This is a genomic window from Campylobacter concisus (assembly GCF_003048375.1).
GTDB classification, from domain to species: Bacteria; Campylobacterota; Campylobacteria; order Campylobacterales; family Campylobacteraceae; genus Campylobacter_A; species Campylobacter_A concisus_T.
This window is the reverse complement of the sequence record NZ_CP021642.1, coordinates 1,875,405-1,894,488: the sequence shown is the minus strand read 5'-3', so window position 1 is coordinate 1,894,488 and position 19,084 is coordinate 1,875,405. Positions and strand designations below refer to the sequence as shown.

The 19,084-nt window shown below is 38.2% G+C and carries 2 protein-coding genes; both read left to right on the top strand.

Features of this window, described 5'->3' with window-relative positions; translation table 11 throughout:
- Positions 1-124: 124 nt before the first annotated feature.
- Entirely contained in the window at positions 125-4,486 is a 4,362-nt protein-coding gene (locus tag CCS77_RS10545; protein WP_201741715.1) for a hypothetical protein, read from the top strand.
- A gap of 313 nt (positions 4,487-4,799) precedes the next feature.
- The gene (locus CCS77_RS09370; protein WP_107917226.1) at positions 4,800-19,070 is read left to right on the top strand and encodes an Ig-like domain-containing protein; all 14,271 of its coding nucleotides are present in this window, start codon (positions 4,800-4,802) and stop codon (positions 19,068-19,070) included.
- The last annotated feature ends 14 nt before the right edge of the window (positions 19,071-19,084 follow it).

Genomic DNA, 19,084 nt, shown 5'->3' with positions numbered 1-19,084 from the left:
TCAAAACTTAATTTTTAAAACCCACTGCAACAGCGTAATCTTAAGAATTAACATCATATTTACATTACTTTATATTTAAAGGAAATATTTATAATGTGTCAAATTGATTTTAAAGGAGGCAGCGATGGCTGTGAAAGTAGGTGTTATTAAAAACATTCTTGGCTCCAAGGAAGTAGTAGTTATAGACAAAAATGGCAACGAAAGAGTTGTTGTCGCGGGAGATAGTTTATACGAGGGCGATGTCGTTAAAGCAAACGGCGCAAAGGTAACTATCGCATCAAACGACGGCAAAGAGTTCGAGCTAAAAGATGGCGAAACTCTAAATTTAAATAACGACCTTAGCTCAGACAAAGAGGTAGCAGCTATACAAAAAGCCCTTTTAAAAGGTGAAAATTTAGCAAATCTCGAAGAGAGTGCCGCTGGAGGCAATAGCGGTGGCAGAGGCGGTGACGGCGTGAGCCTTGGCGAGACAAGGTTTGAGCATGGCGGTCATGAAAGCTCTGATGTATCAGCTAGCTTTAGATCACTTTCGGATACTTTTGGCGCTGTAAAACTAACCAACCAAGAGGTAAAAGGTGGCGGTAGTGATGTTTTTGATGGTTCAGATAGTGATATAAATTCTGCCATTGCACCTGTAGCCCCAGTTGAGCCATCACAACCAGAAAATCCAACTCCAACTCCGCAGCCTGAACCTGAGCCGGAGCCACAGCCTGAGCCTAAACCAGAACCTAAGCCAGAGCCAAAACCTGACGAGAGCAAAGATATAGTTAAAAATATCTCGGTTGAAAACAAGTCAGAATTTGGCTATGAAAAGAGCTCGGACCCAAGAAGCTCAAATGACAAATCATACCTAGAGTACAACCTAAAAGGCGAAGTAGCGGAGGCTGATGCTGATAAAAAGGTAGATGTGACGCTTAAATTTGGCGGAGAGGCAACTGCTGGCAAAGACTATCAAAACGCAGAGTACTCGCTAGATGGCGGTAAAACTTGGCAAAAGCTAGATGATAGTGGCGTGATAAAAGATGTAAGAGCTGGCGATATAAATAAAGTAAGCGTGCGTGTTGAAGTGACAAACGATCACGACCAAAATGAAGGCACACTTGACACATCAGAGAAAATTTTCACAGATGCAGATAAGGGCGTAGAAAATAATGGCTACTTTAAAGAGAGCGTTTCGCTAGAAGTTAGCATAGGAGATAACAAAGCTACAAAAGATAGCTATATAGTTGATAATGACCATAACATTACTATCACAAGCGAATTTCACAATGATAAATTCTTTGATGCTACGTTTAAAAACAATGGCAATAACACTTTAAGTTTTGAAAATGCAACTATAAGCCGTGATGAGAATAAAAAGATACCTAGTGACATAGTTTTTGGTGATGGTGAGAAGAATAATGGAATAGACGTTATAAACTCAAATAATTCAAATTTAAACTGGCTAAATATCAAAACCCAAGGCGGAAATGACACCATAAATATAAATGGCGGAAGACACGAGAGACTTCACGTCGAAACTGGTGCAGACAACGACACTGTAAATTTAAACAGCGGAACTTACATAGGTACCAAACCTTATCAAAGTGGCTTCACGCTTGATAGCGGAAATGATGTGTTAAATTTAAATGGTACAAAAGATGATCATGTAAAAATGACAGATATGTACCTAAGAACTGGCTCAGGCGATAAAGATGAGATAAATATCAAATACGCTGATATCAACTCAACATATAAAAATTTTGCCAACCATATCGAAGCAGGCTCAAATAACAACACCGTAAATGTTGAAAACTCAAATTTAAAAGGTATCAACATAGGTACAGAGACAAACACAGGCACCGATGTAAATAGAAATCCACTAAATTTCGATCTAAATTTAAAATCATCTACCCTAGATGATGTAAATCTTAACACCAACTACAAAACTCACGTAGTAGTTGAAGATACAAAGGTAAATGGCAGCTACACAGAAAATGCTACAAAGTGGAATTTCGCAGATACAGATGATACTTTAGAGCTAAGATCAGGCACATTAAACGATATGACGGTTAATCTTGGCAACGGCGAAGATAAAGTCGTCGTCTCAAAAGCTATGAAGCTTGATGGATACACTGCGATAAATGGTGGCACCAGCTATGAGACCGATACACTTGTGATAGACGGCAATGTTAATTTTAAAAATTTTAAGAGCTTTGAAGAGCTACAAGTGACTGGCAACGAGAAGGTCAGCCTAAAACTAGAAGATCTATATGATATGCTTGATATAAGAAATAGCGATAAAGAACAACATATCTTGGCAGTTACAGAGGCAGCTGGCGGAGTAGAGCTAGCAGGCTTTAAGCTTTCAGAGTCCGGAAGAGGTTTAAAAGAAGGCTTTACAAGATATGAGGGCGACTTTGGTCTTCAAGAAAACGGCAGATCTTATACTACCAAAGGCTATATAGATGTAAAAAATGGTATCAATGTCGATCTTGGTGCTAAGACAGAGCCTACACCAGTCGAGCCAGTCGAGCCTGTAAATCCAGCTCCACAACCAGAGCCAAAACCAGAACCAAAACCAGAACCTAAACCAGAACCAAAACCTGAGCCAACTCCACAGCCAACGCCTGATCCAGAGCCAGAATATATAAATGAATATGACTCAAAATATGTAAAAAATATAGGCATATATGGTAAACAAGGCTTTCAGATCGAAAACCATGAAAGATCGAATATGTGGGAACATAACAATTTAATATTTGAGCTAAGGGGTGAAGTGGCAGAGGCTGATGTGGATCAAAAAATCGATGTAAAGCTTAAATTTAGTGGCAAGGCGACTTACGGCAAAGACTACGATAAAATTCAGTACTCACTCGATAATGAAAACTGGATAGATCTAGATAGTAGTGGCGTCATAAAAGGTCTAAGAGCGGGCGATATCAACAAAGTAGTTGTTCGTGCAAATGTAATAGACGATAAAGAACCAAATGAAGGCAAGCTTTTATCTGAAGATGAAGATAGTGGAATATTTTATTATCAATGGGATAAAGAAAAGTTATTTAAAGATGCAGATAAGGGCGTTGAAAACAATCACTACTACAGCGAGAGTGTCATCTTAGAATTTAGTATAGATAACGCTAAATATACGTATAATGGTGGTATCATAGATAATGACCATATAACAACTGTAAATAGCGAATTTCACAACGACAAACGCTTTGATGTAGATTTTTTTAAAAATGGAGATAATGTCTTAAATTTCAACAATGCAACCGTAAGTCATAAAGAAGGAGAAGAACCTAGTAAGATCCATTTTAGTGAAGTATATAGTAACTCTGGAGACACTGAGGTCAATATCAATAGTTCAAATTTAAATTGGCTTGATATTAGAACTAATACTGGAAAAGATAAGATTGATATCAATAACTCAAATTTAAATAATGTCACTATCGACACCCGTAACGGGAATGATACTATAAATATAAATGGTGGAACGCACGAAAAAGTTGAGATCAATGCGGGCTTTGGCAATGATGTCATAAACATAAATGGTGGAGTTTTTAACAAAGAGACCATCTATCTTGGCATTAACAGCGATATCTTAAATATAACAGGTACAAAAGCTGATCATGTAAAAATGACAGATATTCACATAAGCACTAATGCTAATAAGCTTAATGGTGCCTTCCAATTGGTTGGTAATGAATTAATTAAAGGCGATGAAGACGTTATAAATATCAAATACACTGACATTAACTCAACAACATCAGCAGAAAAAAGTGCGATCTATGCAGGATCATCAAAAGGTACTATAAATATAGATAGCTCAAACCTTGATAACGTAGAACTAAATGGAGGCAGTAGAGTCCCTTCATTTGGAGAAACTTATCATACAGATATAAATTTAAAGTCGTCTACCCTAAAAGATGTAGATATCATGGCTTATATAAATGAAATGCATGTGGTAGTTGAAGATACTCACGCATCAGCTAGTGGTTTGCCAGCTGAACACCATGCGAACTGGATTTTGAGTGGACATGAAAATGCAAAAGATTATTTGGAGCTAAGATCTGGAAGCTTAACTAATATTAAAATAGATCTATCGGATGGCAGTGATAGTGTCTTTATATCTAAAGATATGAAGCTTGAGGGTGGCACTAGCATTCTTGGTGGATACTCAGACAATAGAAGTCGCTATGATCACGATACGCTTTTGGTTGATGGTCAGATAGACTTTACAAAGGTTAAGAGCTTTGAAGAGTTAAAGGTTACTAGCAATGAAAAGGTCACTCTAAAAGCTCTTGATATAGCTGATATGCTCGATGTCGGACACGAACATAGTAATAATTTGCTTCAAATAACCGAGGCAAGTGGCGGAGTAAAACTTGAAGGCTTTAGTAAATCTGCTGCTAACGCAGTAGATGGCTTTGAAAGATATGAGGCACATTACGACGCAACTACAGCTTATATCGATGTAAAAGAAAACATCCACGTCGATCTTTAAAATTTAGACCCTTTTTGGGTCTAAATTTCTTCTATATAAATTTACAAATATTTTCTATAAATTCTATTATCCTTTTAAAATTTACTATAATCAAATAAAAACATTTATAACTTAAAATATCATTAATCAATTCTTATTAGAAAATTAAAATTTATATAAGCGTCATAGAAATATCATCTATTAATTACAAAAAATTCTATAAATGTAACATATAATAAAATAATGTAACTATATTGTACCTAGGTACAATTTACAATTTCTCCTAATAGTTATAAAATAATGCCAAAATTAAATTAGCCCAAAAGGAATTAACATGGCAAAAAAATTAGGCACAATCAAGTCTATATCAGGTTCTGCTGAGGTTATCGCAGTAGATAAAAGCGGCAACCAAAGGGTACTAAAAGTTGGTGATAGCCTTTATGAAGGTGAGACGGTAAAAACAACTTCAGCTGATTCTAAGGTTGTGATAGCGACAAATAATGGAAAAGAGCTATCAATGATCGGTGAAGATACGCTAAACCTCGATCCAAAGGCAACTGCTGCTGATTCACAAGTGGCAGCACTTCAAAAAGCATTGTTAAATGGTGCAAATTTAGAAGATCTAGAAGAGACAGCGGCTGGCGGTACGAGCGGTGGTCGTGCTGGCGATGGCGTTAGTCTTGGTGAAACCAGATTTGAGCATGGTGGGCATTATTCAAATGTAAGCACTAGCACTAGTGCGATAAATCCTTTAGGAGCTTTCGGTTTTGCTAGCCCAGAAACAGGCGTAAGAGGTGGCCTAGATAATGGCGGCACTGGTGGCGGTACGGGTTTTTATATCGACACTACACCACCGAAAGTGACCGTCAAGTCTGTCACTCCAGTAGATACAAACAGCCCAGCTGATGGCAACCCAAACAAAGCAACTGTAACTGGTGAATCAGATGAACCAAATGCTCCAGTAGTAGTAAAAGACAAAGATGGCAATGTAATTGGTGAAGGCAAGACAGACAATGATGGTAAATTTGTTATTGATACTACTAAACCAGTAAAACCAGATGATAAAGTAACTGTTGAAGTAACTGATAACGCAGGCAACACTGGTAAAGGTGAAGGAACAGCTGGTAATACAATATACACAGATACTACAGCTCCATCAGAGCCAACTATTACATTTGTTGAAGATCTCAAACCAAAAGATGGCAAACTAAATAAAGATGAGAATAGTAAAGATGGTGATAACGCTAACACAACAGCTAAAATTTCTGTCCCAACAGATGCAGTAGTAGGCGATGTTATCAAATATACTGTAAATGGTGGCACAGAGCAGTCTCATCCTATAACTGATGCTGATAAAGCAGCTGGTCATGTAGAAATAAAAGTACCAGTAACTGATGGTCAAACCTCAAGCGTAACAGCTAAGATCGTTGATCAAGCAGGTAATGTAGGCAAGGAAGCAAAAGAAAGTTTAGATGTAGATACAAAAGCTCCAACTGTTGAAAATGTTAAAGTCACTCCAGTAGATACAAACAGCCCAGCTGATGGCAACCCAAACAAAGCAACTGTAACTGGTGAATCAGATGAACCAAATGCTCCAGTAGTAGTAAAAGACAAAGATGGCAATGTAATTGGTGAAGGCAAGACAGACAATGATGGTAAATTTGTTATTGATACTACTAAACCAGTAAAACCAGATGATAAAGTAACTGTTGAAGTAACTGATAACGCAGGCAACACTGGTAAAGGTGAAGGAACAGCTGGTAATACAATATACACAGATACTACAGCTCCATCAGAGCCAACTATTACATTTGATGAAGATATCAAACCAAAAGATGGCAAACTAAATAAAGATGAGAATAGTAAAGATGGTGATAACGCTAACACAACAGCTAAAATTTCTGTCCCAACAGATGCAGTAGTAGGCGATGTTATCAAATATACTGTAAATGGTGGCACAGAGCAGTCTCATCCTATAACTGATGCTGATAAAGCAGCTGGTCATGTAGAAATAAAAGTACCAGTAACTGATGGTCAAACCTCAAGCGTAACAGCTAAGATCGTTGATCAAGCAGGTAATGTAGGCAAGGAAGCAAAAGAAAGTTTAGATGTAGATACAAAAGCTCCAACTGTTGAAAATGTTAAAGTCACTCCAGTAGATACAAACAGCCCAGCTGATGGCAACCCAAACAAAGCAACTGTAACTGGTGAATCAGATGAACCAAATGCTCCAGTAGTAGTAAAAGACAAAGATGGCAATGTAATTGGTGAAGGCAAGACAGACAATGATGGTAAATTTGTTATTGATACTACTAAACCAGTAAAACCAGATGATAAAGTAACTGTTGAAGTAACTGATAACGCAGGCAACACTGGTAAAGGTGAAGGAACAGCTGGTAATACAATATACACAGATACTACAGCTCCATCAGAGCCAACTATTACATTTGTTGAAGATCTCAAACCAAAAGATGGCAAACTAAATAAAGATGAGAATAGTAAAGATGGTGATAACGCTAACACAACAGCTAAAATTTCTGTCCCAACAGATGCAGTAGTAGGCGATGTTATCAAATATACTGTAAATGGTGGCACAGAGCAGTCTCATCCTATAACTGATGCTGATAAAGCAGCTGGTCATGTAGAAATAAAAGTACCAGTAACTGATGGTCAAACCTCAAGCGTAACAGCTAAGATCGTTGATCAAGCAGGTAATGTAGGCAAGGAAGCAAAAGAAAGTTTAGATGTAGATACAAAAGCTCCAACTGTTGAAAATGTTAAAGTCACTCCAGTAGATACAAACAGCCCAGCTGATGGCAACCCAAACAAAGCAACTGTAACTGGTGAATCAGATGAACCAAATGCTCCAGTAGTAGTAAAAGACAAAGATGGCAATGTAATTGGTGAAGGCAAGACAGACAATGATGGTAAATTTGTTATTGATACTACTAAACCAGTAAAACCAGATGATAAAGTAACTGTTGAAGTAACTGATAACGCAGGCAACACTGGTAAAGGTGAAGGAACAGCTGGTAATACAATATACACAGATACTACAGCTCCATCAGAGCCAACTATTACATTTGTTGAAGATCTCAAACCAAAAGATGGCAAACTAAATAAAGATGAGAATAGTAAAGATGGTGATAACGCTAACACAACAGCTAAAATTTCTGTCCCAACAGATGCAGTAGTAGGCGATGTTATCAAATATACTGTAAATGGTGGCACAGAGCAGTCTCATCCTATAACTGATGCTGATAAAGCAGCTGGTCATGTAGAAATAAAAGTACCAGTAACTGATGGTCAAACCTCAAGCGTAACAGCTAAGATCGTTGATCAAGCAGGTAATGTAGGCAAGGAAGCAAAAGAAAGTTTAGATGTAGATACAAAAGCTCCAACTGTTGAAAATGTTAAAGTCACTCCAGTAGATACAAACAGCCCAGCTGATGGCAACCCAAACAAAGCAACTGTAACTGGTGAATCAGATGAACCAAATGCTCCAGTAGTAGTAAAAGACAAAGATGGCAATGTAATTGGTGAAGGCAAGACAGACAATGATGGTAAATTTGTTATTGATACTACTAAACCAGTAAAACCAGATGATAAAGTAACTGTTGAAGTAACTGATAACGCAGGCAACACTGGTAAAGGTGAAGGAACAGCTGGTAATACAATATACACAGATACTACAGCTCCATCAGAGCCAACTATTACATTTGTTGAAGATCTCAAACCAAAAGATGGCAAACTAAATAAAGATGAGAATAGTAAAGATGGTGATAACGCTAACACAACAGCTAAAATTTCTGTCCCAACAGATGCAGTAGTAGGCGATGTTATCAAATATACTGTAAATGGTGGCACAGAGCAGTCTCATCCTATAACTGATGCTGATAAAGCAGCTGGTCATGTAGAAATAAAAGTACCAGTAACTGATGGTCAAACCTCAAGCGTAACAGCTAAGATCGTTGATCAAGCAGGTAATGTAGGCAAGGAAGCAAAAGAAAGTTTAGATGTAGATACAAAAGCTCCAACTGTTGAAAATGTTAAAGTCACTCCAGTAGATACAAACAGCCCAGCTGATGGCAACCCAAACAAAGCAACTGTAACTGGTGAATCAGATGAACCAAATGCTCCAGTAGTAGTAAAAGACAAAGATGGCAATGTAATTGGTGAAGGCAAGACAGACAATGATGGTAAATTTGTTATTGATACTACTAAACCAGTAAAACCAGATGATAAAGTAACTGTTGAAGTAACTGATAACGCAGGCAACACTGGTAAAGGTGAAGGAACAGCTGGTAATACAATATACACAGATACTACAGCTCCATCAGAGCCAACTATTACATTTGATGAAGATATCAAACCAAAAGATGGCAAACTAAATAAAGATGAGAATAGTAAAGATGGTGATAACGCTAACACAACAGCTAAAATTTCTGTCCCAACAGATGCAGTAGTAGGCGATGTTATCAAATATACTGTAAATGGTGGCACAGAGCAGTCTCATCCTATAACTGATGCTGATAAAGCAGCTGGTCATGTAGAAATAAAAGTACCAGTAACTGATGGTCAAACCTCAAGCGTAACAGCTAAGATCGTTGATCAAGCAGGTAATGTAGGCAAGGAAGTATCTGGTAGCATAGATGTTGATCTAACTATCGGCAATCCAAAAGTTAGATTTTTAGAAGATACAGATAATAACGGCGTTCTAAGTGTTGCTGAAGTGGCTGCTATAAAAGACGGCAAAGCTCACTGGGTAATAGATATCCCAACAGACGGTAGCATAAAAGCTGGTGATGTGATCCAGTCAATCGACAGCAAAGGCAATTGGGTTAAATTTGTTACTATCACTGATGAGATGATCAAAGATGGTAGATTTGAAGCTACATTTAACGTCGATATAGAAAAACTAAGAAATGGTAAATATGAGACTCCAGAGTATAGATTTGCTGATGATGCTGGCAATATTAGCGACTCGTCAAAAGCTACGCTTACACTTGATGGCGAATTTTCAAGAACACCAGGCTCACCACTAGATATTAACTTCAAAGAAGATACTAATAAAGATGGCAAAATATCTAACAAGGAGAATCAAGACGGTGATAAAGAGGTTGGTAAAACAACAGCTGAAATTTCTATACCAAAAGATGGTAGCGTAAAACCAGGCGATAAGCTTATCGTTAAAGACAACAGCGACAAGCCAAAAGAGCACGTTATCACAGAAAAAGATATCGAAAATGGTAAAGTTGAAATTTCAGTTGATATTAAAACAGGAGATAAGACAACTATAACAGCCGAGATCGTTAATCCAAACAATCCAAGCAAGCCAAGCGAAGAAATTTCAAAAGATATCACTGAGGCTTCTTCTACTGTTCAAGTAACAATCGACGAAATTTATGATGACGTAGCTGGTGGTGTAGTAAATGGTGATGTTAAAAATGGTCTAACAAACGATAACCTACCAACATTCAAAGGTAGTGCAGCTCCTGGTGCAACAGTAGAAATTTATGAGAGCTTCTTAACAACTACAGAAAAAACTCTAGTTGGTAAAACAGTAGCTGACGCTAATGGCAAATGGAGCTTTACTCCAACTGAAGCTATGGGTGATGGCCTACACTACTTCGAAGCACATGCTACTGATAGCGCAGGTAATAAATCATTTACACATAAAGAGGGTACTAAAGTTGAAGATATGATTACACTTGATGTAGATACATCTGCAAATGCTCCTGTGATAGATGCTGTAAATGACGATGTAGATAGCCACACTGGCAACGTTTTAGACGTTAAAACGAAAGTTGCTTTAACAAACGACAGCACACCAACTCTTGAGGGATATGCTGAGCCTAACTCGGTAGTAACTATATATGAGATTAGTGAACTAAGTGGCGATAAGAGAGCTATAGGAACTACTACAGCTGATAAACATGGTGGTTGGAAATTTGAACTACCTGAACTAGGAGATGGTGAGTATCAATACACTACAAGAGCACAAGATAAAGCTGGAAACATCTCAGACTTCTCAGAAACAGTGATAGTCAATGTCGACCTAGTAGCTCCGTCTGAGCCAACAATCACATTTGTTGAAGATATCAATAAAAAAGATGGCATGCTAAATAAAGCAGAGAATGGCAAAGATGGTGACAATGCTAGCACAACAGCTCAAATTTCTGTTCCAGGCGATGCTGAAGAAAATGATGTGATCCACTATACTGTAAATGGTGAGGAAAAAACACATACTATAACTTACAATGACAGAGTAGCTGGCTATATCGAGGTAAAAGTACCAGTGATCGATGGACAAGCTTCAACTGTAACAGCTAAGATCGTTGATCAAGCAGGTAATGCTAGTGAAGTGGTAAAAGAGAGCATAAGCTCAGACTTTACAGCTCCTAACGTTCAGATCACAGGAATTATTGACAACGTACCAGGCGGTACATATAAAGACAACGTTGCAGGCACTTCGACAAATGATAACAAGCCAACTATCAAAGGCACAGCTGATGCAAATCAAGAAGTGGTTATCTATGATACTGATAAAGAGATAGGTAGAGTTAAAGCTGATAAAGATGGCAACTGGGAATTTAAGCCAATCGACTATAAAGAGCCACTAGCAGATCTTGTTGGCCGTGTTCACATCATAAAAGCTGTGGTTACAGATGCGGCTGGCAACTCTAGTGAAGCAACTTCTGCACTAGAAGTCGATACAACTGTTGGTACACCAAAAGTTAAATTTAAAGAAGATTTAAATAGCAATGAGGTCCTAAGCGTAGAAGAGGCAAAAGCCTTAACAGATGGCAAACTTCACTGGATTGTTGAGATCCCAACTGACGGCGTTAGCGTAAAAGCTGGTGATATACTACAAGTATACGGACAAGATGGTAAGTGGAAAAATGCTACATTTATAACCAAAGAGGATATCGTTAAAGGTTCTGTTGAGAGAGACGGCTTTGTTATGGATCTACCAAAAGGCAATGGAGCACAAAGTCCAACTTATAGGATAGTAGATATAGTTGGCAATGAAAGCGAGGGTAATTTTGCAAACTTGGTATATGACAAAGAACTAACTCGCCAACCAAGCGACCCATCTATCACATTCCCAGAAGATAATGATCCAAAAGATGGCAAAATTTCTGATAAAGAAAATAAAGCTGGTGACAATGACGCTGGTAAAACAACAGCTGAAATTTCTATACCAAAAGATGGCAGTGTAAAACCAGGCGATAAACTAGTTGTTACTGATGAAAACGGTAAACAAACAGAAAAAACAATTGAGCAAGGTGATATAGACAATGGTAACATCAAAGTTCCAGTTGATCTAAACCCAGGTAAAGACAACACCATAATAGCAGAGATCATCAATCCAAATAACCCTAATAACCCAGGCAAAGGCAAAGGTGTAATAGGTGAAGATAGTGAGAATACTAAAGCTCCAGAAGCTCCAGTTATCACCGATGTTATCGATGATGTCAAGGGTGGTAAATTTAACGAAGACGTTAAAGGTGGCTTAACAAATGATAATACACCAACTATCAAAGGAACAGTAAAAGCTGGATCAACAGTTATAATCTATGACAATGACGTTGAGATCGGTAGGATAGAGAATGCAAATGCTAACTGGGAATTTACAACACCAGTTCTTACTAAACAAGGCGAGCATAAATTTAAAGCTATAGCTAAGAACGAATTTGGTGAGAGTGGTTCAAGTAATGAGGCTACAATTGAGCTTGATACAATAGCTCCAGTCATTGATAGGATTACAATAACTCCAGTTGATACAAGCAATCCAGCTGATAGTACGGCAGAGTTAACTAATGTAACAGGACATACAGATACACCAAAAGCTGATCTAGTATTTAAAGATGCTAGTGGTAAGGTAATAGGTAGCGGTAAAGCTAATAACACTGGTGGTTTCTTAATCACTGATGTTGAGGGTGTAAAACCAGGAGATAAGATAACAGTTGAAGCAACTGATAAAGCAGGTAATACTAGCGTAACAGAAGTTACAGCTGGTGAGATGATCCATCCAAACGATCATACAGCTCCATCAGAGCCAACTATTACATTTGTTGAAGATCTCAAACCAAAAGATGGCAAACTAAATAAAGATGAGAATAGTAAAGATGGTGATAACGCTAACACAACAGCTAAAATTTCTGTCCCAACAGATGCAGTAGTAGGCGATGTTATCAAATATACTGTAAATGGTGGCACAGAGCAGTCTCATCCTATAACTGATGCTGATAAAGCAGCTGGTCATGTAGAAATAAAAGTACCAGTAACTGATGGTCAAACCTCAAGCGTAACAGCTAAGATCGTTGATCAAGCAGGTAATGTAGGCAAGGAAGCAAAAGAAAGTTTAGATGTAGATTTAACTGATCCAGAAACCATCAGAAAACCAAGTAACCCATCTATCACATTCCCAGAAGATAATGATCCAAAAGATGGCAAAATTTCTGATAAAGAAAATAAAGCTGGTGACAATGACGCTGGTAAAACAACAGCTGAAATTTCTATACCAAAAGATGGCAGTGTAAAACCAGGTGATAAACTAGTTGTTACTGATGAAAACGGCAAACAAACTGAAAAAACAATTGGACAAGGTGATATCGACAATGGCAATATCAAAGTTCCAGTTGATCTAAATCCAGGTAAAGACAACACCATAACAGCAGAGATCATCAATCCAAATAACCCTAACAACCCAGGCAAAGGCAAAGGTGTAATAGGTGAAGATAGTGAGAATACTAAAGCTCCAGAAGCTCCAGTTATCAATGAAGTAATTGATAACGTTAAGGGTTATGAAGAAGATACTAAAGTAGGCAATGTTCTTGATGTAAAAGGTCATCTAACAAATGATAAAACTCCAACTATCAAAGGCACTGCAAAAGCTGGATCAAAAGTAGAAATTTACGACAATGGCAACAAGGTAGGTGAGACAACAGCTAAATCTGATGGTTCATGGGAAGTTACAACCACAGCTCTTACAAAAGATGGCGAGCATAAATTTACAGCAACTGCTGAGAATAAATTTGGTAAGAGCGCACCAAGCAATGAAGCTACAATCGATCTAGACTCAATCGCTCCAAAACTTGACAATGTTAAAATCACTCCAATCGATACTAATAGCAAAGCTGATGATACAGCAGAGCTAACTATGGGAACAGGTCATACAGATGAGCCAAATGCTGAGATATTATTTAGAGATGAAAACAACAACATTATAGGAAAAGGTCACGCTAACAGTGCAGGTGACTTCTTAATTCAACTAGATAAAGCTGTTCAGCCAGGTACTCCAGTATTTGTTCAAGCAATAGATAAAGCTGGTAACGTAGGTACAGATAGAGTTGAAGCTGGCAATATAGAACATCCAAACGATCATACAGCTCCATCAGAGCCAACAATCACATTTGTTGAAGATACTAATCCAAAAGATGGCAAGCTAAACAAAGCTGAAAACGGTAGCGATAGTGATAACGCTAACACAACAGCTAAAATTTCTATCCCAGCAGATGCAGTAGTAAATGATGTGATCAAATACACTGTAAATGGTGGTAAAGAAGAGTCTCATACTATAACAAATGCTGATAAGACAGCTGGTCATGTAGAAATAAAAGTACCAGTAGTTGATGGACAAACTTCAAGCGTAACAGCTAAGATCGTTGATCAAGCAGGTAATGCTAGCAAAGAAGTATCTGGTAGCATAGATGTTGATACTACAGCTCCAAAAGTAGATGTTAAAACAGTAACTCCAGTAGATACAAACAACCCAGCAGATGGCAACCCAGAAAAAGGAATTGTAAAAGGTCATTCAGATGAGCCAAATGCTCCAGTAGTAGTTACTGATAAAGATGGTAAAACAATTGGTACTGGTACAACTGATGGCAATGGTGACTTTACAATTGAAACTAAACCGTTTAACCCAGGCGATAAAGTAAATGTTGAAGTAACTGATAAAGCTGGCAACAAAGGTAATGGCGAAGGAACAGCTGGCAATATAGAACATCCAAACGATCATACAGCTCCATCAGAGCCAACAATCACATTTGTTGAAGATACTAATCCAAAAGATGGCAAGCTAAACAAAGCTGAAAACGGTAGCGATAGTGATAACGCTAACACAACAGCTAAAATTTCTATCCCAGCAGATGCAGTAGTAAATGATGTGATCAAATACACTGTAAATGGTGGTAAAGAAGAGTCTCATACTATAACAAATGCTGATAAGACAGCTGGTCATGTAGAAATAAAAGTACCAGTAGTTGATGGACAAACTTCAAGCGTAACAGCTAAGATCGTTGATCAAGCAGGTAATGCTAGCAAAGAAGTATCTGGTAGCATAGATGTTGATACTACAGCTCCAAAAGTAGATGTTAAAACAGTAACTCCAGTAGATACAAACAACCCAGCAGATGGCAACCCAGAAAAAGGAATTGTAAAAGGTCATTCAGATGAGCCAAATGCTCCAGTAGTAGTTACTGATAAAGATGGTAAAACAATTGGTACTGGTACAACTGATGGCAATGGTGACTTTACAATTGAAACTAAACCGTTTAACCCAGGCGATAAAGTAAATGTTGAAGTAACTGATAAAGCTGGCAACAAAGGTAATGGCGAAGGAACAGCTGGCAATATAGAACATCCAAACGATCATACAGCTCCATCAGAGCCAACAATCACATTTGTTGAAGATACTAATCCAAAAGATGGCAAGCTAAACAAAGCTGAAAACGGTAGCGATAGTGATAACGCTAACACAACAGCTAAAATTTCTATCCCAGCAGATGCAGTAGTAAATGATGTGATCAAATACACTGTAAATGGTGGTAAAGAAGAGTCTCATACTATAACAAATGCTGATAAGACAGCTGGTCATGTAGAAATAAAAGTACCAGTAGTTGATGGACAAACTTCAAGCGTAACAGCTAAGATCGTTGATCAAGCAGGTAATGCTAGCAAAGAAGTATCTGGTAGCATAAATGTTGATACAACAGCGTCAGATGCTCCAGTTATTACTCAAGTAACTGATAATCAGTATGGCGGAATCCAAGATGGCAAAAACGTTCTTGGCATCGACAACGGTCTAACAAATGACAGTACACCTACATTTAAAGGTACAGCTGAGCCAAATACAACTATAACTCTAAGAAATGGTAATGATATCATTGGCAAAAACATTCAAGTTGATGCAAATGGCGATTGGAGCTACACTCCAGCACCATTGGCTGAAGGCGTATATAACGTAACTGCAATTGCAACAGACAAGGCTGGTAATGATAGCAAGCCATCAAATGTAGCGACTATAACAGTTGATCTCCATAGCGAAACACCAGTTATTACTGAGATTGTAGATAATGTGGCTGGTGGCGTAGTAAATGGTGATGTTAAGGGTAGCTTAACAAACGACAACACTCCAACTCTAAAAGGCACAGCTGAGCCATTTGCGACTGTTGAGATTAAGATCGATGGTATAGGTAGTTATAAATTTGAGAATGGTAAAGTTATCAGCAACTGGACTGCGGTAGCTGATAAAGATGGCAACTGGGAATTTACAACACCTAAACTAAGTGATGGACACCATAACTTTGAAGCGCAAGCAACTGATAAAGCAGGAAACAATAGCCAACCTTCTGCTCTAGTAAGCATCGATGTTGATACTACCGCAGGAGCTCCAAAAGTAATGATCACAGCTGATGCAGACGACAACAGCATCTTGACAGCCACTGAAGCTTCTTCTATAACTGATGGCAAACTAAAATGGGTTATCAAACTACCAGAAGATGCAAAAGTAGGCGATAGAATCGAAGTGGCTAATAGCCATAGAGAGTGGGTAACTGTATTAACCTTAAGTGCTGCTGACATAAAAGCAGGCACAATAATAAGAGATGATTTTAGTGCTGATTTAGTAAAAGGTAAAACTGGCTTCCAAACTCCATCTTATAGGATAGTGGATCAAGCTGGTAATATCAGTGCAGAGGACGCAGACTCAGTTAGATTTGACAAGGCTGCTCCTAAAGCGCCAGTTATCAAAGAGGTTATTGATGATGTTAAGGGCTATTATGATGATAATAGAGTAGGCGATGTGCTTAAAGTAGAAGGTGGTCTAACAAACGACAATACCCCAACTATCAAAGGTACAGCTGAGGCTGGTATAAAAGTTGACATTTACGACAACGGCAACTTTATCGGAACTACAAAAGCTAACACTAATGGCAACTGGGAGTTTACACCGAGCGTAAGCGCAGCACTACCTGATGGCAAACATAGCATTACTGCGGTAGCTAAAAATGCTCTAGATGTAGAAAGTGCACCTAGCAATGCAGCCAATATAGATGTCGATACTGTAACACCTAAGCCAACTATAGATAGCATTACCGATAACGTAGAAGGTGGTGTATATAAAGGTGATGTTAAAGGCGGCCTAACAAATGATAATAGACCAGTATTTAAAGGTAGTGCTGAAAAAGGTGCATTTATTGAGCTTTTCGATAATGGCAAAGTAATAGGCACAACTAAAGCTGGCGAAGATGGCAAATGGACAATACAGCCAAAAGAGCCAATGGCTGATGGTAAGCATAATATGGTCGTACAAGCAACTGACCTAGCTGGAAACAGAAGTATGTCTGACCAAACATCTTCAGATGTAGACACAACCCCTGGCGTTGTCAAGATCACAGCTGTTTGTGACGATGTGGCTGGCTATAACGGTAAAGTAGGAAATATCCTTGGTGTAAATAATGGACTAACAAACGATAGTACACCGACTATCAAAGGCACAGCAAAACCTGGTACAACTATTACAATCAAAGATGGTAATAGTGTTATCGATGGAGTGATCAAATATAACGGCGATGGTTCTTGGGAATTTACACCAAAAACTCCATTTACTGACGGCGAGCATAAACTAACTGCGATAGCTACAAGTAGGACTTCTGGTGCTCAAAGTGTTTCAAATGTAGCAACTATAGATGTTGATACTACTATAAGGATAGAGTTGACAGAGGTTACTCCAATAGCTGAAGGAACAACTCCTGGTGCACATATAAGTACGCCAACTATTAATTTCAATACAATTAGCAGAGGTAATCATATTCCGACTACAACTGGCGATGACTACGTAAAAGTAAAAGGTTCGGTAAATAATCGTGCTAATATCAATCTATGCGATGGTAATGATACTTTAGAAATCGGTGGTGTAGTTACGGATGGTGTAGTTATTAATGCTGGTAGAGGAAACGACAAGATAGTTATTGGAGACTATTTAGGTGGTTTATTATCAAGAGGTACTAAAATCGACCTAGGTGAAGGTGGAGCCAATATAGTTAGAACTCGTATCGCTGGCACGTCAGACGAGATTAATGCCGCATTTATAATTAAAGATAAAAACGGCTTGAAAATTGGTGATGGCAAAACTGATGCTGATGGTAAATTTGATATGTTTATCGACAAAGCTATCAAACCTGGCGAGAAATTAAGTGTAGAGATAGTCGATGCAGCTGGTAATAAAGCTAGTGATAGCAAGGCAGCTAGCCACATAGAAGTGAGCGGAGTACGCTACTATGATAACGAGCTAGATGTTGGTACAAACATACATGCTGCTACTGTCTTAGCTGGAAATGGTAATGACTTATTAGTTGTTGGCGAGAAAGGCAAACCAGATGGTTATATAATCGCAGGATCTAATATCAATTTGGGTGAAGGCGATAACGAGATCAGAGTTCGCACAAATATAGGTAATTCTGAGATCAAAACTGGTAGCGGAGATGATATATTAACTACTGGATTAAAAGGTAGTGGTTTTGGCTACATAACTGATGGATCTAAGATAAATCTAGGCGATGGTAACAATACTCTAAATGTTGGCGCAAATATTGATGGTTCAACTATTGAGCTAGGAAAAGGCGATGATACAGCCGTTGTTAAAGGCTGGATAAACGATAACGCTGTTGTAAATCTAGGCGATGGCAACAATACTCTAACTGTTGGTACAAATATCGATAAAGCAACTGTTCTTGCAGGAAGTGGCAATGATGAAGTGGTTGTAGGTAAGTGGCAACATGCTGGTGATAGCTGGATAACAAATTATTCAACTATTAAACTAGGTGATGGCGACAATAAACTAACTGTCGGTACAAATATCGATAGCTCATCTATTGAAACAGGCAAGGGTAATGATGTGATAAAAGTAGGTGGCTATATCCATAGCTCTAAAGTCGATCTAGGCGCAGGAGACGATACTTTATCTATTGGTAAAGTAGACCTAGATAATAGCAAAGTAGATGGTGGAACTGGTTATGATAAGTTAGTATTAGAAAATCCTGACAAGTCTGTAAACCTAAGTGATATCTCAAAATTTGCTAAGAATTTTGAAGAGCTTGATATATCTGGTGCTAAAAATACTACCCTAGAAGTTAGTATCAAAGATGTCCTAGATGTGACTGATGATAAACATACGCTAAAAATCACAGGCGATAAAGGTGATACAGTTGATCTAAAAGGCAATGGATGGCATCAAGGTGCTTCAGAAGATGGTTACACAACATATACAAACAACACCGTAACTATTCAAATCAAAGACGAGATCCACGTTATCTAGTCTAAAAATATAAG

What these genes read in the sequence shown, in the direction of transcription:
- CCS77_RS10545 (WP_201741715.1), top strand. Translation starts at nt 125, where the DNA reads ATGGCTGTGAAAGTAGGTGTTATTAAAAACATTCTTGGCTCCAAGGAA.
- CCS77_RS09370 (WP_107917226.1), top strand. Translation starts at nt 4,800, where the DNA reads ATGGCAAAAAAATTAGGCACAATCAAGTCTATATCAGGTTCTGCTGAG.